Source organism: Pectobacterium brasiliense, from assembly GCF_013449685.1.
GTDB classification, from domain to species: domain Bacteria; phylum Pseudomonadota; class Gammaproteobacteria; order Enterobacterales; family Enterobacteriaceae; genus Pectobacterium; species Pectobacterium brasiliense_A.
On sequence record NZ_JACDSF010000028.1, the window covers coordinates 1 to 24,143 of the forward strand.

Annotated in this window: 22 protein-coding genes and 1 tRNA gene; 21 read left to right on the forward strand and 2 right to left on the reverse strand. The window is 52.2% G+C overall.

Going from position 1 to position 24,143, the window contains the following annotated elements; genetic code table 11:
- The first annotated feature begins 29 nt into the window (after positions 1-29).
- Both H0248_RS11935 and H0248_RS11940 read left to right on the forward strand, forming a co-directional pair.
- Positions 30-104 (forward strand) — tRNA-Gln (locus H0248_RS11935).
- A 134-nt stretch (positions 105-238) separates the two neighbouring features.
- On the forward strand, positions 239-838 hold the full coding sequence (locus H0248_RS11940) for a hypothetical protein (protein WP_180786103.1): 600 nt from the start codon (positions 239-241) through the stop codon (positions 836-838).
- 22 nt (positions 839-860) lie between these two features.
- Here H0248_RS11940 and ubiF read toward each other — a convergent pair whose 3' ends face one another.
- Positions 861-2,027 (reverse strand): 3-demethoxyubiquinol 3-hydroxylase, encoded by a 1,167-nt coding sequence (ubiF, locus tag H0248_RS11945; RefSeq protein ID WP_180786104.1) that lies wholly within the window; start codon positions 2,025-2,027, stop codon positions 861-863.
- Between the two features lie 227 nt (positions 2,028-2,254).
- Here ubiF and miaB point away from each other — a divergent pair, with 227 nt between their 5' ends.
- The 9 genes from miaB (at position 2,255) to H0248_RS11990 (ending at position 11,766) form a co-directional block, all read left to right on the forward strand.
- A complete protein-coding gene (miaB, locus tag H0248_RS11950) occupies positions 2,255-3,679 on the forward strand; it encodes a tRNA (N6-isopentenyl adenosine(37)-C2)-methylthiotransferase MiaB (RefSeq protein ID WP_180786105.1) in 1,425 nt (474 codons plus the stop codon).
- 342 nt (positions 3,680-4,021) lie between these two features.
- Positions 4,022-5,080: a PhoH family protein gene (locus H0248_RS11955; protein ID WP_014914633.1), complete on the forward strand. Its 1,059-nt coding sequence runs from the start codon at positions 4,022-4,024 to the stop codon at positions 5,078-5,080.
- The gene (gene ybeY, locus H0248_RS11960; protein ID WP_039275337.1) at positions 5,077-5,556 is read left to right on the forward strand and encodes an rRNA maturation RNase YbeY; all 480 of its coding nucleotides are present in this window, start codon (positions 5,077-5,079) and stop codon (positions 5,554-5,556) included. The genes H0248_RS11955 and ybeY overlap by 4 nt, the downstream gene beginning before the upstream one ends.
- 128 nt (positions 5,557-5,684) lie before the next feature.
- Entirely contained in the window at positions 5,685-6,563 is an 879-nt protein-coding gene (gene corC, locus H0248_RS11965; protein WP_010285415.1) for a CNNM family magnesium/cobalt transport protein CorC, read from the forward strand.
- A gap of 7 nt (positions 6,564-6,570) precedes the next feature.
- The gene (gene lnt / locus H0248_RS11970) at positions 6,571-8,100 is read left to right on the forward strand and encodes an apolipoprotein N-acyltransferase (RefSeq protein WP_180786106.1); all 1,530 of its coding nucleotides are present in this window, start codon (positions 6,571-6,573) and stop codon (positions 8,098-8,100) included.
- A 406-nt stretch (positions 8,101-8,506) separates the two neighbouring features.
- Positions 8,507-9,403: an amino acid ABC transporter substrate-binding protein gene (locus tag H0248_RS11975; RefSeq protein WP_010298785.1), complete on the forward strand. Its 897-nt coding sequence runs from the start codon at positions 8,507-8,509 to the stop codon at positions 9,401-9,403.
- A 219-nt stretch (positions 9,404-9,622) separates the two neighbouring features.
- The gene (locus tag H0248_RS11980) at positions 9,623-10,363 is read left to right on the forward strand and encodes an amino acid ABC transporter permease (RefSeq protein WP_010285409.1); all 741 of its coding nucleotides are present in this window, start codon (positions 9,623-9,625) and stop codon (positions 10,361-10,363) included.
- 3 nt (positions 10,364-10,366) lie between these two features.
- Positions 10,367-11,041, forward strand: a complete 675-nt coding sequence (gene gltK, locus H0248_RS11985; protein ID WP_014914631.1) for a glutamate/aspartate ABC transporter permease GltK — start codon at positions 10,367-10,369, stop codon at positions 11,039-11,041.
- Positions 11,041-11,766, forward strand: a complete 726-nt coding sequence (locus H0248_RS11990) for an amino acid ABC transporter ATP-binding protein (protein ID WP_180786107.1) — start codon at positions 11,041-11,043, stop codon at positions 11,764-11,766. Before gltK ends, H0248_RS11990 begins: the two co-directional genes overlap by 1 nt.
- A 51-nt stretch (positions 11,767-11,817) precedes the next feature.
- Here H0248_RS11990 and H0248_RS11995 read toward each other — a convergent pair whose 3' ends face one another.
- On the reverse strand, positions 11,818-12,300 hold the full coding sequence (locus H0248_RS11995; protein ID WP_180786108.1) for a zinc ribbon-containing protein: 483 nt from the start codon (positions 12,298-12,300) through the stop codon (positions 11,818-11,820).
- Between the two features lie 310 nt (positions 12,301-12,610).
- Between H0248_RS11995 and leuS the strand changes: the two genes are divergently transcribed.
- The 10 genes from leuS (at position 12,611) to dacA (ending at position 24,000) form a co-directional block, all read left to right on the forward strand.
- Positions 12,611-15,193, forward strand: coding sequence for a leucine--tRNA ligase (leuS, locus tag H0248_RS12000; protein ID WP_039275330.1), 2,583 nt, complete (start codon positions 12,611-12,613; stop codon positions 15,191-15,193).
- 14 nt (positions 15,194-15,207) lie between these two features.
- Entirely contained in the window at positions 15,208-15,762 is a 555-nt protein-coding gene (gene lptE / locus H0248_RS12005) for an LPS assembly lipoprotein LptE (protein ID WP_180786109.1), read from the forward strand.
- On the forward strand, positions 15,759-16,784 hold the full coding sequence (gene holA, locus H0248_RS12010; protein WP_180786110.1) for a DNA polymerase III subunit delta: 1,026 nt from the start codon (positions 15,759-15,761) through the stop codon (positions 16,782-16,784). The genes lptE and holA overlap by 4 nt, the downstream gene beginning before the upstream one ends.
- Positions 16,751-17,440, forward strand: coding sequence for a nicotinate-nucleotide adenylyltransferase (gene nadD, locus H0248_RS12015; protein WP_180786111.1), 690 nt, complete (start codon positions 16,751-16,753; stop codon positions 17,438-17,440). The genes holA and nadD overlap by 34 nt, the downstream gene beginning before the upstream one ends.
- Before the next feature lie 194 nt (positions 17,441-17,634).
- Complete coding sequence (gene rsfS, locus H0248_RS12020; protein ID WP_010284049.1) at positions 17,635-17,952, forward strand: ribosome silencing factor; 318 nt, start codon at positions 17,635-17,637, stop codon at positions 17,950-17,952.
- Position 17,953: 1 nt separating this feature from the next.
- The gene (rlmH, locus tag H0248_RS12025; protein WP_005976291.1) at positions 17,954-18,424 is read left to right on the forward strand and encodes a 23S rRNA (pseudouridine(1915)-N(3))-methyltransferase RlmH; all 471 of its coding nucleotides are present in this window, start codon (positions 17,954-17,956) and stop codon (positions 18,422-18,424) included.
- A 33-nt stretch (positions 18,425-18,457) separates the two neighbouring features.
- A complete protein-coding gene (mrdA, locus tag H0248_RS12030) occupies positions 18,458-20,362 on the forward strand; it encodes a peptidoglycan DD-transpeptidase MrdA (protein ID WP_180786112.1) in 1,905 nt (634 codons plus the stop codon).
- 9 nt (positions 20,363-20,371) lie between these two features.
- Positions 20,372-21,484: a peptidoglycan glycosyltransferase MrdB gene (gene mrdB, locus H0248_RS12035; RefSeq protein WP_180786113.1), complete on the forward strand. Its 1,113-nt coding sequence runs from the start codon at positions 20,372-20,374 to the stop codon at positions 21,482-21,484.
- Between the two features lie 13 nt (positions 21,485-21,497).
- Positions 21,498-22,622 carry an endolytic peptidoglycan transglycosylase RlpA gene (rlpA, locus tag H0248_RS12040; protein WP_180786114.1) on the forward strand — a complete coding sequence of 375 codons (1,125 nt, stop codon included), beginning with the start codon at positions 21,498-21,500 and terminating at the stop codon, positions 22,620-22,622.
- Positions 22,623-22,788: 166 nt separating this feature from the next.
- Positions 22,789-24,000 (forward strand): D-alanyl-D-alanine carboxypeptidase DacA, encoded by a 1,212-nt coding sequence (dacA, locus tag H0248_RS12045; protein ID WP_180786115.1) that lies wholly within the window; start codon positions 22,789-22,791, stop codon positions 23,998-24,000.
- Positions 24,001-24,143: the final 143 nt, after the last annotated feature.

The window sequence follows — 24,143 nt, forward strand, 5'->3', positions numbered from 1 at the left end:
TTCGATTCCCGTCGTAGCCACCATATTTTTGGGGTATCGCCAAGCGGTAAGGCACCGGATTCTGATTCCGGCATTCCGAGGTTCGAATCCTCGTACCCCAGCCAAATAAAGCTGGTAAAGCAGCAAAGAAACGGGGCGACAATCGAAAGATGTCGCCCCGTTTTGTTATGTCTGGTATTAACATCATCCGGTGCTAACATATGCAAACCAATGATTCGATTTTCCCAAAAGGGCGGGCATGAAGGTTTTATCGACATCCTCTGTTATTCATGGTTTCAGCCAATTGCGGCGATCCGTGATGCGTGCACAGTTAAGCAAACTGTTACTCAGCGTGGCGTTGCCATTTTGTTTCATCGCGTCGACTTATGCCGCCAATGTCACTTCTTTTAAGATGTCATCGCAAACGTTCGCTGACCGGATGAATGCCAATCTGACGAAACTCAATATCCCTCTCGCATTGACCATTAAGTTGGAAAAGGGAAGTTCCGTCGATGACTTTCAGCACATTTTTAACGAGCATGTTGGATTAATTGGGTCGTTAGAGAGTAAAAGCCAACAGCTTAATGGAATCTTGCTACTCAACGCCGCGTCAGAATCCGCAGAAGCAACAAGACAGAATCTGCAAATCGTTACAGCCGCATTTTCTGCGCTATTGGGTGAGAACACGTCATCAGGTGAAAATAGTATCGAAAGCCCTGAAGTGACCGAGATGATGTTCGGCCTGCTTCATGACAGTCAGGCCTCAGGTAAAGGCGTTCGGCAGATAGGACATGTTCGCTTTACAGCAACGACTAATGAGGACACCGATATTATCTTCACCGCCGAGCCCGTGCTGTAGCGGGCGGCGTCCTCATTATTCATCAGACGCCAATGGCATATTTCAATGCGCGCTGTTTTAACACGCCAGCGCGCTGTGCAACCATCAGCGCCATATTGCGCGCAAAGCTCAGCGGCGGTAACGCATTACTGAACGCGTTATAGAAGAGGTCCATCCCGCTTTGCATCATCAGATTATCCGGCATACGGCGGCACTGATAGCGGCGTAACACGCGCTCAGAAGCCCATCCTTCTCCTGCATTACGCGCATTAATTAACACGTCCAGCAGCGCCTCAACGTCGCGATACCCCAGATTAACCCCCTGCCCTGCCAACGGATTGATGGTATGCGCGGCATCACCCAACAGCACCAAGCCTGGCTTGATATAGGTTTGTGCATGGCGTCTGACCAACGGGAATGACCCAGCGGAGAGCGCCTTGACTGTACCCAATCGCTCAGGAAACGCGGCCGCAATTTCTTTATCCAACTGTGTAAGCGACATCACCTGAAGCTGACGAATGCGCTGCGGACTGTCATACCACACCAGCGATCCCCACTGGTCAAACAGCGGCAAAAATGCACGTGGGCCGCTCGACGTAAATTGTTGCCAGGTCACATCCTGCTGGGGCTGCGAGGTCTCAACGCCGATCAACATACAAGACTGACGGTACTGCCAGCCGTTGATACCAATCCCCGCCCACTGGCGAACCTGAGAATTTGCGCCATCGGCTCCCACCACCAGCGCAGCCGTCAATTGCTGCCCATCGGCAAGCTGTAAGCACCAGCCATCATCGGTGCGCTGCAGGTTCTGCGGCGTAGCCGGGCAATAACAGTGACAGCGTTCCTCTTCCTGCAAACTTTCCCAGAGCGCCCGTTGCAGCACGCGGTTTTCCACCATAAAACCCAGCTCGGGCAGGTGAATGTCGGCAGCATCAAAAACGACTCTGGCATTCGCCCATTCCCAGGTTTCCAAGCGACGGTAAGGCGCGCTGCGCATCTGCTGCACACGCTGCCATGCGCCCAGTTCTTTCAATAGCGCAACCGACGCATAGCCAATCGCCGAGATCCGTAAATCAGGCGGACTGGCGGCATCAAACGGCGTCGGCATTTCCTGCTCAACCACGGCAACCTGAAATCCTTGCTGTGCCAACCCAAGCGCCGCAGCCGCGCCGACCATGCCACCGCCAACCACAATCGCATCGTAATGCATATTGGCTTTATCCTCTCTGGTTCTGGTTTATTCACACCAGTAAAAATGCATGAAAATAGTGTACTGGATTTACGGGTAACTTTTCAGAAAAGCCGCATTTTTATAGAAAGTAAGGCGTTATCAAATCAGCGTGGTTTCCGGCGCTGGTCACAACGTCGGCGAGCGATTACAATACCCACCCCAAATAAGGGGAATCTTTCTTATCCGCACTGAGTAATGGTAAGTCGATGACAAAAAAACTGCATATTAAAACCTGGGGCTGTCAGATGAATGAGTACGATTCATCGAAGATGGCTGATTTACTGGGAAGTACGCACGGCTATGAGCTGACTGAAATCGCTGAAGAAGCCGATGTCCTGCTGCTCAATACCTGTTCGATCCGTGAAAAGGCGCAGGAAAAGGTCTTCCATCAACTTGGCCGTTGGAAAACGCTGAAAGATCTCAATCCGAACCTGATTATTGGTGTCGGTGGCTGCGTGGCCTCACAGGAAGGCGCGCATATTCGTGAACGTGCGCACTACGTTGACGTTATTTTTGGCCCGCAAACCTTGCACCGCCTGCCGGAAATGATTAATCACGTTCAAGGCACCCGTAGCCCTATCGTTGATATCAGTTTCCCTGAAATCGAAAAATTCGACCGCCTGCCAGAGCCGCGAGCCGAAGGGCCAACCGCTTTCGTCTCCATCATGGAAGGCTGCAATAAATATTGCACATTCTGCGTGGTGCCTTATACCCGCGGCGAAGAAGTCAGCCGCCCGTGCGACGATGTGTTGTTCGAAATCGCTCAACTGGCCGCGCAAGGCGTGCGTGAAGTTAACCTTTTAGGACAGAACGTCAACGCCTATCGCGGCAAAACCTATGACGGTGAAATCTGCTCCTTTGCTGAACTGCTGCGTCTGGTTGCCGCTATTGACGGGATTGACCGTGTCCGCTTTACCACCAGCCATCCGATTGAATTCACAGATGATATTATCAGCGTCTATGAAGATACGCCGGAACTGGTCAGCTTCCTGCATTTGCCAGTACAAAGCGGTTCCGACCGCGTGCTGACGATGATGAAACGTCGTCATACCGCGCTGGAATACAAAGCGATCATCCGTAAACTACACAACGCACGTCCGGGCATTCTAATCAGTTCTGACTTTATCGTCGGTTTCCCTGGCGAAACGCAGGCTGACTTTGAACAGACGATGAAGCTGATCACCGATGTGAATTTCGATATGAGCTATAGCTTTGTCTACTCTGCCCGTCCGGGAACACCGGCTGCGGATATGGTCGATGACGTACCGGAAGAAGAGAAAAAACAGCGTCTGTATCTTCTGCAAGAGCGCATCACCCAGCAGGCAATGCGGTTTAGCCGCCTCATGTTGGGCACCGTCCAGCGTATTCTGGTAGAAGGCACCTCACGTAAGAGCGTGATGGAACTGTCTGGCCGTACGGAAAACAACCGTGTCGTCAACTTTGAAGGCACACCGGATATGATTGGTAAATTCGTCGATGTGGAAATCGTTGATGTTTATACCAACTCGCTGCGCGGCATTGTGGTGCGCACCGAAGATCAAATGGATCTGCGCGTACATGAATCACCGTCTTCCGTGATTGCGCGTACCCGCAAAGAGAATGAGATCGGCGTCGGGTTCTATCAGCCGTAATCGATGTATGTTTCAGTCTCAGCGTGATTGATGGGTGGCTTTGCCACCCATTTTTTATGGCAGGCTATCCCTGCCTGCCACCCTCCGAGCCGTTGCTTCGCAACGTTGAAAAACGTTCCTGCGTTTTATTATGGCAGGATTATCATTCAATAATCCGCTTCAATTTCATGCAGCTTACCTTTGCTTTTGCGAGGCGGTACCCCAATATCATGATTGTGACTTGCACCATCAGGCATTCACGAGGAATAATTCATTCATATGGCTGACACATCAGGCCGTCTGACAACTATTCATTTTGTGCAGGCAGAAAGTGCCAGCGCAGTAACGCTCAAGAGGAATAATTTGAACGTAACGACAAAAGAGATTGCCCTTGAACCCGCCGATAACCAACGCCTGCTCAGCCTTTGCGGTCCGTTTGATGACAATATTAAGCAGTTAGAGCGCCGCTTAGGCATCGAGATCAATCGCCGCGATAACCAATTTAAGCTGGTCGGTAAAAACCTGCTGACGCAAGCTGCCGCCGATATCCTGCAACGTCTGTATGTCGATACGGCCCCAGTACGTGGCGTCATCGGCGATATCGATCCTGAGCAAATCCACCTAGCGATTAAAGAATCTCGCGTGCTGGAACAGTCTGCAGAACACGTTCCTGACTATGGCAAAGTGGTCAACATCCGCACCAAACGCGGCGTGATCAAACCACGCACGCCGAATCAGGCACAGTATGTCGCCAATATCCTCGATCACGACATCACATTCGGTGTTGGCCCAGCGGGAACGGGGAAAACCTACTTAGCCGTCGCTGCTGCCGTGGATGCACTGGAGCGTCAGGATATTCGCCGTATTCTGTTAACGCGCCCAGCAGTCGAAGCTGGCGAGAAATTGGGCTTCCTGCCTGGTGACCTGAGCCAGAAAGTCGATCCTTACCTGCGCCCACTTTATGATGCTCTGTTTGAAATGCTGGGCTTTGAGCGCGTAGAGAAGCTCATCGAACGCAACGTCATTGAAGTCGCGCCACTGGCTTACATGCGTGGCCGAACGCTGAACGATGCCTTTATTATTCTGGATGAAAGCCAGAACACCACCATCGAACAGATGAAAATGTTCCTGACACGCATCGGGTTCAACTCAAAAGCGGTCATCACTGGTGACGTCACGCAGATCGATCTGCCGAAGAATCTGAAATCCGGCTTACGCCACGCGATAGAAGTGCTGGCCGATGTGGAAGAGATCAGTTTTAACTTTTTCCACAGCGAAGACGTAGTGCGCCATCCAGTGGTTGCACGGATTGTGAATGCCTATGAAGCGTGGGAAAATGCCGAACAGAAACGTAAAGACGCCTTAGCAGAACAGCGTAAGCGTGAAGCACAGGCTGCGGCATCAGATCAGGAGCAAAAATGAGTCAGGTGATTCTGGATTTACAAATCGCCAGCGAGCAAGCACAAGGGCTACCGGAAGAAAAAGACTTTCAGCGCTGGCTGGAAGGCGTTCTGCCACAGTTTCAGGAAGTCTCTGAAGTCACGATCCGTATCGTGGATGAGGCCGAAAGCCGCGACCTGAATAACACCTATCGCGGTAAAGACAAGCCGACCAACGTGCTGTCGTTTCCTTTCGAGGCACCGCCTGAGGTCGAGCTTCCTTTGCTTGGCGATTTAATCATCTGTCGTCAGGTTGTCGAACGTGAAGCCGCGGAGCAGGAAAAAACCGTAGAAGAGCACTGGGCGCACATGGTTGTCCATGGTAGCCTGCATCTGCTAGGGTATGACCATATCGAAGACAGCGAAGCCGAAGAAATGGAAGCGCTGGAAACCGAAATTATGCAAAGTATGGGCTATGCCGATCCTTACCTTGCAGAAAAAGATGGCCTCACCGAATAAATAGAAATACATTTTATCTGGCCCGAGATCGGGAAGATATCGGGTACTAATCTGCTCCACGTCAGCCGCTGTGTCGATTCCAACGGCTGGTAATAATCCCATAACAAGAGTGATGTTAATTAAAACGCATGAGCGACGACCATTCTCAAAACAGCGATGCACCCAGTCCCAAAAAGGGCTTCTTTTCTCTTATTCTTAATCAGCTTTTTCACGGCGAGCCAAAAGATCGTAACGGTTTACTCACTCTGATTCGTGATTCCGAACAGAATGAACTGATCGATCCCGAAACACGAGATATGCTCGAAGGCGTCATGGATATCGCCGACCAGCGTGTACGCGACATCATGATCCCTCGCTCGCAGATGATTACGCTCAAACGCGATCAAACGCTGGAAGAGTGTCTGGACGTGATTATCGAATCCGCCCATTCTCGTTTCCCCGTGATTAGCGAAGATAAAGACCACATTGAAGGCATCCTGATGGCGAAGGATTTGCTGCCGTTTATGCGCAGCGATTCCGAGCCCTTCAGTATGGATAAAGTGCTGCGTTCCGCCGTGGTTGTGCCGGAAAGTAAACGCGTTGATAGAATGCTGAACGAGTTCCGCTCACTGCGCTATCACATGGCGATTGTCATCGATGAGTTTGGTGGCGTATCCGGCCTGGTCACGATTGAAGATATTCTTGAGTTGATTGTCGGCGAAATTGAAGACGAATACGACGATGAAGAAGACAGAGATATTCGTCAGCTTAATCGCCAAACCTACACCGTTCGTGCATTAACCGATATCGAAGATTTTAACGAAGCTTTCGGTACGCGGTTCAGCGATGACGAGGTCGACACCATTGGCGGCTTGGTTATGCAGTCTTTCGGCCATCTTCCTGCCCGTGGCGAAACCATCGACATAGAAGGTTACCTGTTTAAGGTTGCGATGGCGGACAGCCGCCGTATTATTCAGGTTCATGTCAGAATCCCTGACAATGCCCCTCAACCAAAATTGGAAGAATAATTTGGCAATGGTTGTCGCTTCTTTTCTACAACGCCAGCAGGTCAAAGCCCTGCTGGCGCTCTTATTTGGTGCCTGTGGCACGCTGGCATTTTCTCCCTTTGATTTCTGGCCTGCGGCGATTATCTCGCTCATGGGCCTACAGGCACTGACGCTCAACCGTACGAGTCGTCAGTCAGCCTGGATAGGATTTTGCTGGGGATTGGGTCTGTTCGGTAGCGGCGTTAACTGGGTTTACGTCAGTATCGCGCAGTTTGGCGGAATGCCGGGCCCTGTCAATGTTGCGCTGGTCGTTCTGCTCGCCGCCTATTTGTCGCTCTACCCTCTGCTGTTTTCTGCCCTACTCTCACGCCTCTGGCCGAAAACAACGCTGTGGCGTCTGGCGCTTGCCGCTCCCGTGCTCTGGCAGCTAACTGAATTTTTGCGCGGCTGGGTGCTCACTGGTTTTCCGTGGCTGCAATTCGGCTACAGCCAAATTGACGGCCCGCTCAAAGGTATCGCACCTATTCTGGGCATTGACACCATTACCTTCCTATTGATGAGCCTCAGCGGGCTGCTCGTTTATGCCATCAATCAACGAAAAATCGCACTGGCAGCCATTGCCATCGGCGTTTTCGTTTTATCATGGCCGCTGCGCAACGTGCAGTGGTATACCCTGCAACCTGAACGCGCCGTCAATGTCGCTCTGGTTCAGGGCAACATCCCTCAGGCCATGAAGTGGGAACAAGATGAGCTGTTGAACACGCTGAAAATCTATCTGGATAACAGCCTGCCCTATATGGACAAGGCCCCTATCGTTATCTGGCCAGAAACGGCGATTCCTGATATTGAAAGCCGTCAGGGTGCCTATTTAAAGCAAATTGACGACATTCTGCATAGCCGTAATAGCAGCCTGATTACGGGTATTGTCGATATCCGGCGTGAGGGGAATAAAACCGATTTTTATAACTCAGTGATCGTTTTGGGTGACAAAGATCCGTATCACTACCCCACAACGAACCGTTACAACAAAAACCATCTGGTACCTTTTGGCGAGTTTGTCCCGCTGGAAACGTTGTTACGCCCGCTAGCGCCGTTCTTCGATCTCCCCATGTCATCGTTCAGCCGCGGAGACTACGTTCAGCCTCAGTTGTCTGTGCACGGCTTCAAGCTCAACGCCGCTATTTGTTATGAAATCATCTTAGGCCAGCAGTTGCGTGATAACTTCCGGCAAGACACCGATATGCTGCTGACCATCTCGAACGATGCTTGGTTTGGCCATTCAATCGGCCCGTGGCAACACTTCCAGATGGCACGCATGCGCGCACTGGAATTAGGTCGCCCTCTGGTTCGTAGTACCAATAACGGCGTCACTGCGGTGATTACCCCTGATGGCAATGTCAGCGCCAGTCTGCCGCAGTTTACGCGTGCGGTGCTGAGCACGCAGGTCGTGCCAGCAACGGGGATAACGCCTTATGCGCGCTTCGGTTCTTGGCCGCTCTGGATCATTACGTTACTGGGCGGTGTCGCTGCCGTTTTCTTCGGTTTGCGTCGCCGATAGCCAGCCCCTCTTCACATCCCTAAGGGCATGCTTTTGCATGCCTTTTTTTATTTATGGCACGGTATTTGCCTCTTATTACCCTGTAAAGGGTTGTTTCTGTATTTTTTTGGATATTACGTCGGCGTAAAGCTCTCTATTGGGGCAAGTAACGCACCAAATTGGTGCCACTCTCTGACATTGCTGTTATTTGGTGCGGCGGATATCGCAAAAAACAAACATTTATATTTCAATCTATTTACAATCAGCTACTTTTTAACTGTATAGACAGTAACTTCGCGCTTTAACGGTGCAGCGTTATCACAGAGAAGTCGCAAAGCATTATGAGTGATACCGCAATACGATGTTAGCTTGAAGACAATGTTACTTGAAGATGACGGGTATATAACGACAGCAAAGGAGTTAGAACATGCAAATGCGTAAACTGGCATTATCACTGCTTCTGCTTGGCACCGCCGCCAGCGTAGCTCAGGCTGAAGATCTGGCCGGTACATTGAAAAAGGTCAAAGATAATGGCGTGATCGTCATTGGACACCGCGAATCGTCCGTGCCTTTCTCTTACTATGACAACACGCAAAAAGTGGTCGGCTACTCTCAAGCCTACTCTGACAAAATTGTCGAAGCGGTTAAGAAAAAACTGGATGCGCCTAATCTGCAGGTCAAGCTACTCCCTATCACCTCTCAGAACCGTATCCCACTGTTGCAGAACGGTACCTTTGATTTTGAATGTGGTTCAACGACTAACAACCTGGAACGTCAGAAACAAGCCGCGTTCTCTAACACCATTTTCGTGGTCGGTACGCGTCTGTTAACCAAAAAAGATTCCGGCGTAAAAGACTTCCCGGATCTGGCGGGTAAAACCGTCGTAGTGACTTCCGGCACCACCTCTGAAGTTCTGCTGAACAAGCTGAATGAAGAAAAACAGCTGAAAATGCGTATCATCAGTGCGAAAGACCACGGCGACTCCTTCCGTACGCTGGAAAGCGGCCGAGCTGTCGCCTTTATGATGGATGATGCACTGCTGGCGGGTGAACGTGCGAAAGCGAAAAACGCCGATCAGTGGGATATCGTCGGCAAAGCGCAGTCTGAAGAAGCCTACGGCTGTATGCTGCGTAAAGACGATCCGCAATTCAAGAAACTGGTTGATGACACCATCGCTGAAGTTCAGACCTCCGGTGAAGCTGAAAAATGGTTCGATCGCTGGTTCAAACAACCGATCCCACCAAAAGATCTTAACCTGAACTTTGCACTGTCAGACGAAATGAAAGCGCTGTTCAAAGCGCCAAATGACAAAGCACTAAACTAATTAATAATGAGAATAAGGGCAGAGCTATCTGCCCTCTGATTGCTGATTCGTGGCAGGGCAGACAGGCATGTGATGGTCGTTCCCCATCACATGTTGCCCCGAGAAATTTCGATAAACAGGAAAATAAACAATACACCTGTAGTTTGAAACAGAACGGGAATATGGCCGCTCATCAATCTTCAGGGTAGCTTCGCTACCCTTTTTTTACCGGAGTTCGTTATGTCAATAGATTGGAACTGGGGCATATTTCTACAAGCCGCCCCCTTCGGCAACACAACCTACCTCGGGTGGATTTTGTCCGGTCTGCAAGTCACCGTCACATTATCTATCTGTGCCTGGATTATCGCCTTTCTTATTGGTTCTTTATTTGGAATCCTGCGTACCGTCCCAAATCGTTTCCTTGCGGGCATTGGTACCTGCTACGTCGAACTATTTCGCAACGTCCCACTGATTGTCCAGTTCTTTACCTGGTATCTGGTGGTTCCTGAACTGCTTCCCGTCAACATCGGTATGTGGTTTAAAGCCGAACTCGATCCCAATATTCAATTCTTCCTGTCCTCAATGATTTGTCTGGGGCTCTTCACCGCAGCGCGCGTTTGTGAGCAGGTGCGTGCAGGGATTCAATCACTACCACGCGGCCAGAAAGCCGCTGGGCTGGCGATGGGCCTGACGCTGCCGCAAACCTACCGCTATGTGTTACTGCCGAATGCGTACCGTGTGATTGTTCCGCCGTTAACCTCAGAGATGCTGAACCTGGTAAAAAACTCAGCCATCGCCTCCACGATTGGTCTGGTTGATATGGCGGCACAGGCAGGGAAACTGTTGGACTATTCCGCCCACGCGTATGAATCCTTTACCGCCATCACGCTGGCGTACGTTGGCATCAATGCCATCATTATGTTGATTATGCAGGTCGTTGAGCGAAAAACCCGTTTGCCGGGCAATATGGGGAGCAAATAAATCATGCATGAATTTGACTGGAGCTCAATTGGGCCAAGCATGCCGTACCTGATTCAGGGGATGGTCGTCACACTCAAAATTACGCTAACGGCGGTGGTCTTCGGGATTGTCTGGGGTACGATTCTGGCGGTGATGCGCTTGTCGCCGATCAAGCCTATCAGTTGGTTCGCCAAGCTGTATGTGAACCTGTTCCGCTCCGTTCCGCTCGTCATGGTGCTGCTGTGGTTCTATCTGGTGGTTCCTAGCTTATTACAAAATGTGCTTGGGTTATCGCCGAAAACCGATATTCGACTGATTTCAGCTATGGTAGCCTTCTCGCTGTTCGAGGCAGCCTATTATTCGGAAATCATTCGTGCGGGTATTCTCAGCGTGTCACGCGGTCAATCTTCCGCGGCGTTAGCATTAGGCATGACGCACTGGCAATCCATGAAGCTGGTTATTCTGCCGCAGGCATTCCGCGCGATGGTGCCGCTGCTGCTGACGCAGGGGATTGTTCTGTTCCAGGATACCTCACTGGTTTACGTGCTCAGCCTCGCTGATTTCTTCCGTACCGCCTCAACCATCGGCGAGCGTGACGGAACACAAGTTGAAATGATCCTGTTTGCTGGGTTCATTTATTTTCTCTTCAGCATTACTGCCTCAATGCTGGTCAGTTACCTGAAAAAAAGGACGGTTTGATGATTTCCCTGAAAAATGTTTCTAAATGGTACGGCCAATTTCAGGTGCTAGCCGACTGCTCCACAGAAGTAAAAAAAGGTGAAGTCGTGGTCGTCTGCGGGCCCTCTGGCTCTGGTAAATCAACCCTGATCAAAACCGTAAACGGTCTGGAACCGATCCAACAAGGTGAAATTACCGTCAATGGCATCGCCGTTAACGATAAGAAAACCAATCTGGCCCAGTTGCGTTCCAAAGTCGGGATGGTGTTCCAACACTTTGAACTGTTCCCGCATTTATCCATTATCGAGAACCTGACGCTGGCGCAGGTGAAAGTGCTGAAACGTAAGCGTGAAGACGCCAAAGCTAAAGCGCAGAAGCTGTTGGAACGCGTAGGGCTGGCGGCACACGCCAACAAATACCCAGGACAGCTTTCCGGCGGTCAGCAACAGCGTGTCGCCATCGCGCGTGCACTGTGCATGGATCCTATCGCGATGCTATTTGACGAACCGACATCCGCACTTGATCCAGAGATGATCAACGAAGTGTTGGACGTTATGGTTGAATTGGCGCAGGAAGGCATGACCATGATGGTCGTTACGCATGAAATGGGCTTTGCCCGTAAAGTGGCGCACCGCGTGATCTTTATGGATGAGGGCAAAATCGTTGAAGACACCCGTAAGGATGATTTCTTCAATAACCCACAGTCCGAACGCGCGAAAGACTTCCTAGCAAAAATCCTGCATTAATAATCAGATACAGCGTGCCGCAAGGCACGCTTATTTACTGCTCCTACAGCCTTACGGCTGAAACGGCTGGCGGTGGAACAGGTCATGTGAGCATTTCGGGCAGAGTGGTAAAACCTCCGGCGTGTAGAATGCAATATGATGATGGCAGTTCTCACACACCAAATTACCTAGCCCCACCACTTCACCGCTGTGATACACCCCGTGATGATTCACATCTTTGAAGATCTCACGCCACTCTAGCTGCGTTTTATCCGTAATATCCGCCAGCTCCTGCCACAGGCTTTCCTTGATGACTCGCATAAACACGCTGTCGGTAAACTCATCCTGACTTTCGTTATAGCTGCGGGCAAATTCTTCCAGATCGCGCTGAACAGCCTGAATCACCTGCTCGATTTCTTTCTGCGTCAGTTCCGAGCTTTCCTGCAAGGTTTTGCGGGCGCTCTGCACCAGACTGTCGAGATCGCGTTCACCATTGTTCAGCCGATCCGTCACTGAAGCCATTAACTCGCGGTAATAGCGGGCTAGTTTATTCATGCTTCCTCCTGAATTAAGCGGGTTGAAAGGTGATAAAGCACGACTATTCGCTGTCTGGCACTCTGGGCCAAAAACCGATACGTTGCCTATCTCTCTCTATTTTAGATTATTTTTTCGGTACACCTGATAAATTGTCGCCAATTTGCGCAACGCCTCGCAGTATGTCGCTCACCGATCAGAAATATTCCTCAGTCGGGCGCTGGGTGTTGTTGCCCGCGCCGCTTACGGCTATGCTATGCGGATCTTTTGTTATGAATCAGAACAGGCTACTCACGTAGCGATTCTTCACTAAACAGGACCCCTGGCAGCCATGCAAGAGCAATACCGCCCAGAAGAGATAGAAGCGGACGTCCAGCTTCACTGGCAAGAGAAGCAGACATTTAAAGTCACCGAACAGCCCGGCAAGGAAAAATACTATTGCCTTTCCATGCTGCCTTACCCTTCTGGCCGACTACATATGGGCCATGTCCGTAATTACACCATCGGCGACGTGATCTCCCGTTATCAGCGCATGCTGGGCAAGAACGTTCTGCAACCGATCGGTTGGGATGCCTTTGGCCTGCCGGCAGAAGGCGCAGCGGTTAAAAACAACACCGCGCCAGCCCCCTGGACCTACGCCAATATCGACTACATGAAAAACCAGCTCAAACTGCTGGGCTTTGGCTATGACTGGGATCGTGAAGTCGCGACCTGCAAACCAGACTACTACCGCTGGGAACAGTGGTTCTTCACCAAGCTGTACGAGAAAGGTCTGGTTTATAAAAAAACCTCCGCCGTTAACTGGTGCCCGAACGACCAGACCGTACTGGCGAACGAACAGGTTATCGATGGCTGCTGCTGGCGTTGTGACACCAAAGTCGAACGCAAAGAAATTCCACAGTGGTTTATCAAAATCACCGCTTACGCAGACCAACTGCTGAACGATCTGGATACGCTGGAAAGCTGGCCTGAGCAGGTCAAAACCATGCAGCGTAACTGGATTGGCCGTTCTGAAGGTGTGGAAATCACCTTTGACGTGGCAGACAGCGACGAGAAACTGACCGTTTACACTACGCGCCCGGATACGTTCATGGGCGTGACCTACGTTGCCGTTGCCGCTGGTCACCCTCTCGCTGCGCAGGCTGCTGCAACCAACCCAGCACTGGCCGATTTCATTGCAGAATGCCGTAATACCAAAGTTGCCGAAGCCGATATGGCGACGATGGAGAAAAAAGGCATGGCCACTGGCCTGTATGCGATTCACCCGCTGAACGGTGAGAAAGTCGCTATCTGGGTCGCCAACTTCGTCCTGATGGAATACGGTACGGGCGCAGTGATGGCCGTTCCAGGCCACGACCAACGTGACTGGGAATTTGCCACCAAATACGATCTGTCCATCAAGCCCGTTATTCTGAACGCCGATGGCAGCGAGCCCGATCTGTCCGCTCAGGCGATGACAGAAAAAGGCAGCCTGTTCAACTCTGGTGAGTTTGACGGTCTGGATTTCGAGGCTGGATTCAACGCTATTGCCGATAAGCTGGTAGAAAAAGGCATCGGCGAGCGTAAAGTCAACTATCGCCTGCGTGACTGGGGCGTCTCCCGTCAGCGTTACTGGGGCGCACCAATCCCAATGGTGACGCTGGAAGACGGCACCGTCATCCCAACGCCAGAAGATCAACTGCCGGTGATCCTGCCGGAAGATGTCGTGATGGATGGCATCACCAGCCCGCTGAAATCTAACCCAGAATGGGCGAAGACAACCGTTAACGGTCAGCCAGCGCTGCGTGAAACCGACACGTTCGACACCTTTATGGAATCTTCCTGGTACTACGCACGCTACACCTGCCCACAGTACGATCAGGGAATGTTGGATCCGGCTGCCGCCAACTACTGGCTGCCCGTTGACCAATACGTTGGCGGTATCGAACACGCCATCATGCACCTGATGTATTTCCGCTTTTTCCACAAACTGATGCGCGACGCTGGTCTGGTGACCTCTGATGAACCCGCCAAACGCCTGCTGTGTCAGGGCATGGTGCTGGCTGATGCCTTCTACTATCTGGGCAATAACGGCGAACGCATCTGGGTGTCTCCGACCGACGTAACCGTTGAGCGTGATGAGAAAGGACGCATCGTCAAAGCCGTCGATAACGAAGGCCGTGACGTGGTTTACGCTGGCATGAGCAAAATGTCGAAGTCTAAAAACAACGGCATCGACCCGCAGGTCATGGTAGAGAAATACGGTGCAGATACCGTGCGTCTGTTCATGATGTTTGCTTCTCCGGCGGAAATGACGCTGGAATGGCAGGAATCCGGCGTAGAGGGCGCAAACCGCTTCCTGAAACGCGTCTGGAGACAAGCCTTCGAACATACCGAGAAAGGTGCGGTAACGGCTCTGGATATCGCTACACTGACGGAAGATCAGAAATCACTGCGTCGCGATCTGCACAAAACGATTGCTAAAGTGACCGATGATATCGGCCGTCGTCAGACCTTCAACACCGCGATCGCCGCCATCATGGAGCTGATGAACAAGCTGGCGAAAGCGCCGCAGGACAGCGATCAGGATCGCGCACTGACGCAGGAAACCATGCTGGCCGTCGTTCGTATGCTGTATCCGTTCACGCCGCACGTTTGCTTCACGCTGTGGCAGGCGCTGCAAGGTGAAGGCGACGTTGATACTGCGCCGTGGCCGGTTGCAGATGAGAACGCGATGGTTGAAGATTCCAAGCTGGTCGTTGTTCAGGTTAACGGTAAAGTACGTGGTAAAATCACCGTTGCCGCTGACGCAAGCGAAGAACAGGTTCGCGAACGCGCTGCACAGGAACCGCTGGTCGCGAAATATCTGGACGGCGTCACGGTTCGTAAAGTGATTTATGTCCCTGGCAAACTGCTTAACCTGGTTGTGGGTTAAGGCAAGGAGGAACTGTGCGACATCGTCTATTCACGTTGTTGCTGGGGCTGGCGGTGTTAATCACCGCTGGCTGCGGTTTTCATCTGCGCGGCACGACACAAGTGCCTGCGCAGTTACAAACACTGGTGCTCGACAGCAGCGATCCGTATGGTCCGCTAACGCGTGCAGTACGTGAGCAGCTCCGTCTCAGCGATGTGAAAATCGTTGACGATGCGACGCGTCAGGATATCCCGTCTCTGCGGGTACTGGGCTCAAGCGAAACGCGCGATACCGTCTCTATTTTTCAGGACGGTAAAACAGCGGAGTACCAGATGGTGCTGACGTTGCAGGCGCAGGTGCTGATGCCGGGTGAAGATATTTATCCGCTCAGCGTGACGGTATTCCGCACGTTCTTTGATAACCCGCTGGCTGCACTGGCGAAAGATGCCGAACAGGACATCGTCCGTCAGGAAATGCGTGAGCAGGCTGCCCAGCAGTTGGTGCGTAAATTGCTGACCGTCAACGGTAGTCAGGAAGTCAAAAATCGGTTGCAGTCTACCGCTTCCACCGCTGCCGCCACGCGTTCATGATTCGGCTTTACCCCGAACAACTCACCGCGCAGCTCCATGAGGGGCTGCGCGGTTGTTATTTGGTCTTTGGTTCAGACCCGCTGCTGCTGCAGGAAAGTCTCGACAGCATCAAACGGGTCGCTCAACAGCACGAATTCAGCGAGCATTTCAGCTTCATTCTGGATCTTCATACCGACTGGGATGCGATTTTCAGCACCTGTCAGGCGCTCAGCCTATTCGCCTCGCGCCAATCGCTCTTACTGGTTTTGCCGGAAAACGGCCCAAACGCCGCGATGGGTGAAAATCTGGTTAAGCTCTCTGGATTATTGCACCCCGATATTTTGCTGATTCTGCGCGGTCATAAGCTGACCAAAGCGCAGGAAAACAGCACCTGGTTTAAAGCGCTGGCGCAAGACAGCGTCTATATCAATTGTCTGACGCCGGAACAGGCCCAGCTCCCTCGTTGGGTTGCTCAGCGTGCCAAATCCATGAAGTTGACGCTGGATGACCAGGCCACGCAGCTCATTTGCTATTGCTATGAAGGCAACTTGCTCGCGCTGTCTCAGGCGTTAGAGCGGCTGGCACTGCTTTATCCCGATGGTAAGCTGACCCTGCCGCGCGTGGAAAGTGCGGTCAATGATGCCGCTCACTTCACCCCGTTCCACTGGCTTGATGCGCTGCTGGCAGGCAAAGGCAAACGCGCCTGGCACATTTTGCAGCAGTTAAAACAGGAAGATTGCGAGCCTGTCATTTTACTGCGCACGCTACAGCGTGAACTGCTACAACTGCTGGTGCTAAAACGGCGTATGTCAGATACACCGCTGCGTACGCTCTTCGATCAGCAAAAAGTGTGGCAAAACCGGCGTGACCTGCTCACTCAGGCACTGCAGCGGCTTTCTCTTCAGCAGCTACAGCAGGCCGTACGATTGCTTACGCAGGTAGAAATAACCTTAAAGCAAGACTATGGTCAGTCCGTTTGGTCTGAACTGGAATCGCTTGCCATGCTTCTGTGCGGCAAAGCCTTGCCGGAGGCATTCATTTGAATACATCACCCGCGGCGCCATCCCTGACCGCGTTTTTTGGCGGCACGTTTGACCCGATTCATTACGGTCACCTTCAGCCAGTAACCGCACTGGCAAAGCTCGTGGGGCTGACTCACGTCGTCCTGATGCCCAATAACGTTCCGCCGCACCGGCAGCAGCCCGAAGCCAGTTCCTGGCAGCGTTTTCATATGGCTGAACTGGCCGTGGAAGGCAACCCGCTATTTACCGTGGACGATCGTGAACTGCAACGGCAAACGCCCTCCTATACCATCGATACGCTGGAAGCGCTGCGGGCTGAAAAAGGCCGAGATGTGCCACTGGGCTTTATCATCGGGCAAGATTCGCTGCTAACGCTGCACCACTGGCACCGCTGGCAGGATCTGCTTAGCGTCTGTCATTTGCTGGTATGCGCTCGGCCCGGCTATCGCTCAACGCTGGAAACACCCGAACTACAGCAGTGGCTGGACGATCATCTGACCCACACGCCGGACGATCTTCATCAGCAACCGCAAGGACGGATCTTTTTAGCAGACACGCCGCTGGTCACCATTTCCGCCACGGACATTCGCCAGCGTCGCCAGCAAGGTCTGGACTGTCGCGATTTATTACCTCCCGCCGTGCTCAGCTATATCGACGAAAGCGGCCTGTACCAATAACACCGCTTTTCCTGCCCATCAGCCACGGGCTTTATACCACTCGGTAAAAGTGCGTGATATACTCCGCGGCTGGTTTCAATCACCGGGAAACACGAAAATTCTCGGCAATTACTCGGTGATTCACCTTTTTCCTAAACAATTCAGCGCCACACGCGTTCGTCAGTTGCTGACAAAACGCCATTGAGGGGGAACCTTTGCAAGGTCAAGCACTCCAAGACTTCGTTATTGATAAGGTCGATGACTTAAAAGCCCAGGATATTGTTGCACTTAACGTGCAGGGTAAGTCCAGCATCACCGATTACATGGTTATCTGTACGGGTACCTCTACGCGTCATGTCGCTTCTATCGCCGATCACGTCGTGCAGTCTTCACGTGCCGCAGGTCTGATTCCACTCGGTGTCGAGGGCGAAAGCGCGGCTGACTGGGTTGTTGTCGATTTAGGTGACGTGATGGTTCATGTCATGCAAGAAGAAAGCCGCCAGTTGTACGAATTAGAAAAGCTGTGGGGCTAGTATGAAACTGCAACTGGTCGCCGTTGGCACCAAAATGCCAGACTGGGTGCAGACTGGTTTCACCGATTATCTGCGCCGTTTCCCAAAGGACATGCCTTTCGAATTGCTCGAAATTCCGGCGGGGAAACGGGGTAAAAATGCGGACATCAAACGCATTCTGGAGCGCGAAGGCGAACAGATGCTAGCCGCAGTAGGGAAAGGCAACCGCATTGTTACGCTGGACATTCCAGGGACTCGCTGGGAGACACCGCAGTTGGCGCAACAGCTAGAGCGCTGGAAACAGGACGGGCGCGACGTCAGTTTGCTGATTGGCGGACCGGAAGGACTTTCGCCGGAGTGCAAAGCCGCAGCGGAACAAAGCTGGTCACTCTCGCCATTAACGCTGCCGCACCCACTTGTTCGTGTACTGGTGGCGGAGAGTCTGTACCGTGCATGGAGCATTACGACCAATCACCCTTACCATCGGGAGTAAGGCGATACGATGAAACCTGTGAAATAACGCTGGATGAAAGTAGAACGTAAACCCTTTCGTGATTATACGGCTGAGTCCGCCCTGTTTGTGCGCCGTGCTTTGGTGGCCTTTCTGGGCATTTTGCTGCTTTCTGGTGTATTAGTCGCTAATCTTTATCATCTGCAAATTGTGCGCGTTGATGACTACCGCACACGCTCTAATGAGAACCGCATTAAACTGGTTCCTATCGCGCCCAGCCGCGGCATCATCTATGACCGTAACGGCACTCCGCTGGCGCTGAACCGCACTATCTATCAGTTAGAACTGGTACCCGACAAAGTCGACAACCTTAAAGATACGCTGGAAGCGCTGCGCCCTGTCGTCGATCTGACCGATAGCGATCTGGAAAATTTTGAAAAAGAGCGCAAGCGCTCACGCCGCTTTACCTCCATTCCGGTAAAAACTGGGCTCGATGAGATTCAGGTCGCCCGTTTTGCCGTCAACCAATACCGCTTCCCCGGCGTTGAAGTTAAAGGCTACCAGCGCCGCTACTATCCCTATGGTTCTGCGCTGACGCACGTTATCGGCTATGTTTCCAAAATAACCGATAAAGAAGTAGAGCGGCTGACCAAAGAAGAAAAAATTGCCGACTATGCCGCCACGCGTGACATTGGTAAGCTCGGGATTGAACGTCATTACGAAGACCTGCTACATGGTAAACCCGGTTATGAAGAAGTTGAGGTTAACAACCGTGGCCGCGTGATCCGCCAACTCCATGAACAGCCACCGCAGGCCGGGCGTGATATTTATCTGACGCTGGATCTAAGCCTGCAAATCTACATCGAGAAACTGCTGGAAGACAGCCGTGCGGCCGTGATTGTCACCGATCCACGCGACGGCGGTATTCTGGCGATGGTTTCCACGCCCAGTTACGATCCCAACCTCTTTGTCGACGGGATTTCCACCAAGAATTACGCAAAACTCCAAAGCGATCCCGATCGTCCGCTGATCAATCGCGCAACGCAGGGGATTTACCCCCCCGCCTCCACCGTTAAACCTTATATCGCGGTTTCCGCCCTGACGGCGGGCGTGATCACCACGAACACGAGCCTGTTCGATCCCGGCTGGTGGCAATTACCGGGCTCCGAAAAGCGCTTCCGCGACTGGAAAAAATGGGGACATGGCCGTCTTAACCTCACCAAATCGCTGGAAGAGTCCGCAGATACGTTCTTCTATCAGGTTGCTTATGACATGGGCATCGATCGCCTATCCGAATGGATGAATAAATTTGGTTATGGTGAGAAAACTGGCATCGATATTTCGGAAGAAAGTGCCGGCAACATGCCAACCCGTGAGTGGAAACTCAGGCGATTTAAGAAACCCTGGTATCAGGGAGACACCATTCCCGTCGGGATCGGCCAAGGTTACTGGACGGCAACCCCTATCCAGATGAATAAGGCATTGGTCACGCTCATCAACGACGGTCAGGTCAAAACGCCACACCTGCTTTATAGTTCTCGGGAAAATGGTGTTATCGTGCCTTTCCGACAGACTGAGAATCTACAGATTGGTAATATCCACTCTGGCTATTGGGAAGTGGCGAAGGACGGAATGTATGGTGTGGCTAACCGCGCTAACGGCACCGCACACAAGAGTTTCGATGATGCACCTTATAAAATTGCGGCAAAATCCGGTACGGCGCAGGTTTTCGGCCTGAAAGAAAACGAAACTTATAATGCGCACAAGATCGCAGAGCATCTGCGTGACCATAAATTAATGGTTGCGTTTGCCCCGTATAAGGACCCAAAAGTCGCGATGTCGATTATTCTGGAAAACGGTGGAGCAGGCCCGACCGTGGGTGCTATCACTCGCCAGATCCTTGATCATATCCTGCTGGGTGATAACAATACCGATTTACCTAGCGCGCCTCCTGCGCCGCCGGGTAGCGAGAGTGAGTAACAGACAGTCATGACCGATAGCCAACAAAAGGGATCGTTCTGGGCGAAAATCCACATCGATCTGCCATTCCTTCTCTGCATCCTGGCACTGCTAGGCTATAGCCTATTTGTTTTATGGAGTGCCAGCGGGCAAGACATCGGCATGATGGAACGCAAAGTCGTTCAAATCGTGTTGGGGTTTACGGTGATGATCGTGATGGCACAAATCCCCCCACGCGTGTATGAAGGCTGGGCACCCTACCTCTATATCGTCTGCGTGATTTTGCTGCTCATCGTGGATATTTTTGGGCAAATCAGTAAAGGCGCACAGCGCTGGCTGGATCTGGGCTTTGTCCGTTTTCAGCCGTCAGAAATTGCCAAAATCGCTGTACCTCTGATGGTCGCGCGTTTTATCAACCGTGATATGTGTCCACCGTCGTTAAAAAATACGGCCATTGCACTGGTGCTGATTTTTGTCCCTACGCTGCTGGTTGCCGCGCAGCCCGACTTAGGCACCTCAATTCTGATCGCGCTATCAGGGCTATTTGTGCTTTTCCTCGCCGGTATGAGTTGGCGCTTGATTGGCATCGCCGTCCTGCTACTCGCCGCTTTTATTCCTATACTCTGGTTTTTCCTGATGCATGATTATCAGCGCGCTAGGGTCATGATGCTGCTCGATCCAGAAAGCGATCCACTCGGAGCCGGGTACCATATTATTCAGTCGAAAATTGCGATAGGCTCAGGCGGGCTGTCTGGAAAAGGCTGGTTGCACGGCACGCAGTCTCAGTTAGAGTTTCTGCCAGAGCGCCACACCGACTTTATCTTTGCCGTGCTGTCTGAAGAGCTTGGGTTAATCGGTGTGTTGATTCTGCTCGTCATGTATCTATTCATGATTATGCGTGGCTTGGTCATCGCCGCAAATGCGCAAACCTCGTTCGGCCGGGTGATGGTCGGCGGGCTGATGTTGATTCTGTTTTTCTATGTGTTCGTCAATATCGGGATGGTCAGCGGTATACTTCCCGTCGTTGGCGTGCCGCTACCGCTAGTCAGCTACGGTGGCTCGGCGCTGGTCGTCTTAATGGCGGGGTTCGGTATCGTCATGTCGATACATACTCACCGCAAACTGCTATCTAAGAATTTATAACACGAGGTGAGCAATGCGTAAGGATTGGCTTTGGGTCGGCGTAGCAACTCTGGCGCTTGCGGCCTGTACCACAACGGAACAGCGGCAGCCTGCGCCGCCCGTGACTCAGGTTTACAGCGGCCCGACGGAAGAAATCGGTGGCGCAGAACCGCGTTATGAACCCTACAATCAGGGGACGCTGCAAGACTACAGCATCAAAGGCAAGAGCTATAAGATTGTCAAAAATCCGCAAAATTTTAGCGAGACAGGTTTAGCCGCATGGTACGGCGAAGAAGCAAGCGGCAACCGCACGTCAATCGGCGAAACATTTGATCCTAATGCGATAACCGCCGCCCACCCAACACTGCCTCTGCCAAGCTATGTCCGCGTAACTAACCTGAGTAACGGTCGCCGTCTGGTTGTACGCGTAAACGATCGCGGGCCGTATACGCCGGGCAGAATTATCGATCTGTCCAAGGCCGCAGGCGATCGGCTGAATATCTCGAACAATACCAAAGTAAAAGTGGACTTCATCAACGTCGCGCCAGACGGCACGCTATCCGGTCCCGGAACCGTGGGCACCACCGTCGCTAAGCAAAGCTTCGCCCTGCCGGAACGTCCGAGCTTCGGTGCCAGCGGGCTGGGCACACCGATGATGGAAACGACGTCGCCAACGCCCAACAGCGCCGTGCACCCGATCAGCAATAGCAGCCTGAGTGCACCAGCAGAAAGCACACAGCCGCAGAGCAGCGCGCCGTCGCACAGCGGTGGTTTTCTGGGGGCGCCTTCCGCCCTGCGTGCTGGCGTAGTTGAGTCCAGCATGACGCCAGCGGTAGCGCCATCGTCATCCGCAGCACCAATGCACGCCGCGCCAGTTGCAGCTGCAACAGTTGCCGCGCCCGCGACTGCAACACCATCTGCCACAGGTCGCTATGTGGTTCAGGTGGGTGCATTGAGCGATCAACAGCGCGCGCAAACCTGGCAACGTAGCCTGAGCGAACGCTTCCGCGTCGCTGGGAAAGTCACGGCGAGCGGCGGCCTGTATCGTATTCAACTGGGGCCATTCCAGAATCGTCAGCAAGCCGCTGAACTTCAACAACGTTTGTCAGTCGAAGCTCAGCAGCAGTCGTTTATTACCGCCGCACCCAGCACCCTCTAGTAACAGATAATCGGCAGACTCACGCAGCAAAAATGGCGGCTATGGCATTGAACATAGCGCCCTTTTGCAAAATCACGTAACGTAATGTCTGATGCCTGCCTATTTGCCATCTGCTATAGTGTGGCTCGTTTTTTAACTCATACCCACGGATGTTGTTGTTCCAATCATGAATACTGTAAACACGTCTCGTTTTACTAAACGTACTGCGCTTGGCGCACTGCTCGCCATTAGCGCCTCTTCCTTTGCCTATGCCGAAGATGTCAATCTTAAAACGATGATCCCCGGCGTCCCGCAAATCGATGCTGAATCCTACATCCTGATTGATTACAACTCTGGGAAAGTGTTGGCGGAAATGAATGCCGACACGCGCCGCGATCCGGCCAGCTTAACGAAAATGATGACCAGCTACGTAATTGGTCAGGCCATTAAATCAGGAAAAATCAGCCCGAACGACATTGTTACCGTCGGTAAAGATGCTTGGGCAACCGGCAACCCGACCTTCCAAGGCTCTTCCCTGATGTTCCTGAAGCCGGGCGACCGCGTTCCTGTCTCCCAGTTAAACCGCGGCATCATTCTGCAATCCGGTAACGATGCCTGCGTCGCGATGGCCGACTACGTTGCTGGCAGTCAGGATGCCTTCGTTAACCTGATGAACGGTTACGTGAAAGCTCTGGGGCTGAAAAATACCAATTTTGAAACCGTGCACGGCCTTGATGCGCCGGGCCAGTTCAGTTCGGCACGCGATATGGCTCTGATCGGTCAGGCGCTGATCCGCGATGTGCCAGAAGAATACGCGACCTACAAAGAGAAAGAGTTTACATTCAACAATATTCGCCAGCCTAACCGCAACGGTTTGCTGTGGGATTCCAGCCTGAATGTTGACGGCATCAAAACGGGCCATACGTCATCAGCGGGCTTTAATCTGGTCGCCTCGGCAACAGAAGGCCAGATGCGCCTGATTTCTGCGGTACTGGGTGGACGTAACGCTAAAGGCCGCGAATCAGAAAGTAAGAAACTGCTGACCTGGGGCTTCCGCTTCTTTGAAACCGTCGCGCCATTGAAAGCAGGCAAAGAATTCGCTTCTGAGCCCGTCTGGTTTGGCGACAGCGACCGCGTTGCGCTGGGTGTTGAGAAAGATGCCTACCTGACCATTCCGCGCGGCCGTATGAAAGATCTGAAAGCCAGCTATGTTCTGGACAACACGGAACTGCATGCACCGTTAGCCAAAAATCAGGTTGTGGGTTCCATCAACTTCCAACTGGATGGCAAAACCATCGATCAGCGCCCGCTGGTGGTCATGAACGAAGTGAAAGAAGGCGGGATCTTTGGCCGCATGATCGACTACATCAAACTGATGTTCCATCACTGGTTCGGTTAATCCCCCTTGTGTGGGGCCAAAACGTCCCCATATAGATACCATCTATAACTCCCGCAGAACGCGGGAGTTATGCTTTTTTAGTATACTGTACTGATGTCAGTGCTAATACCGTCGGAATAATGCCGACGTATTACCCTCTCTGG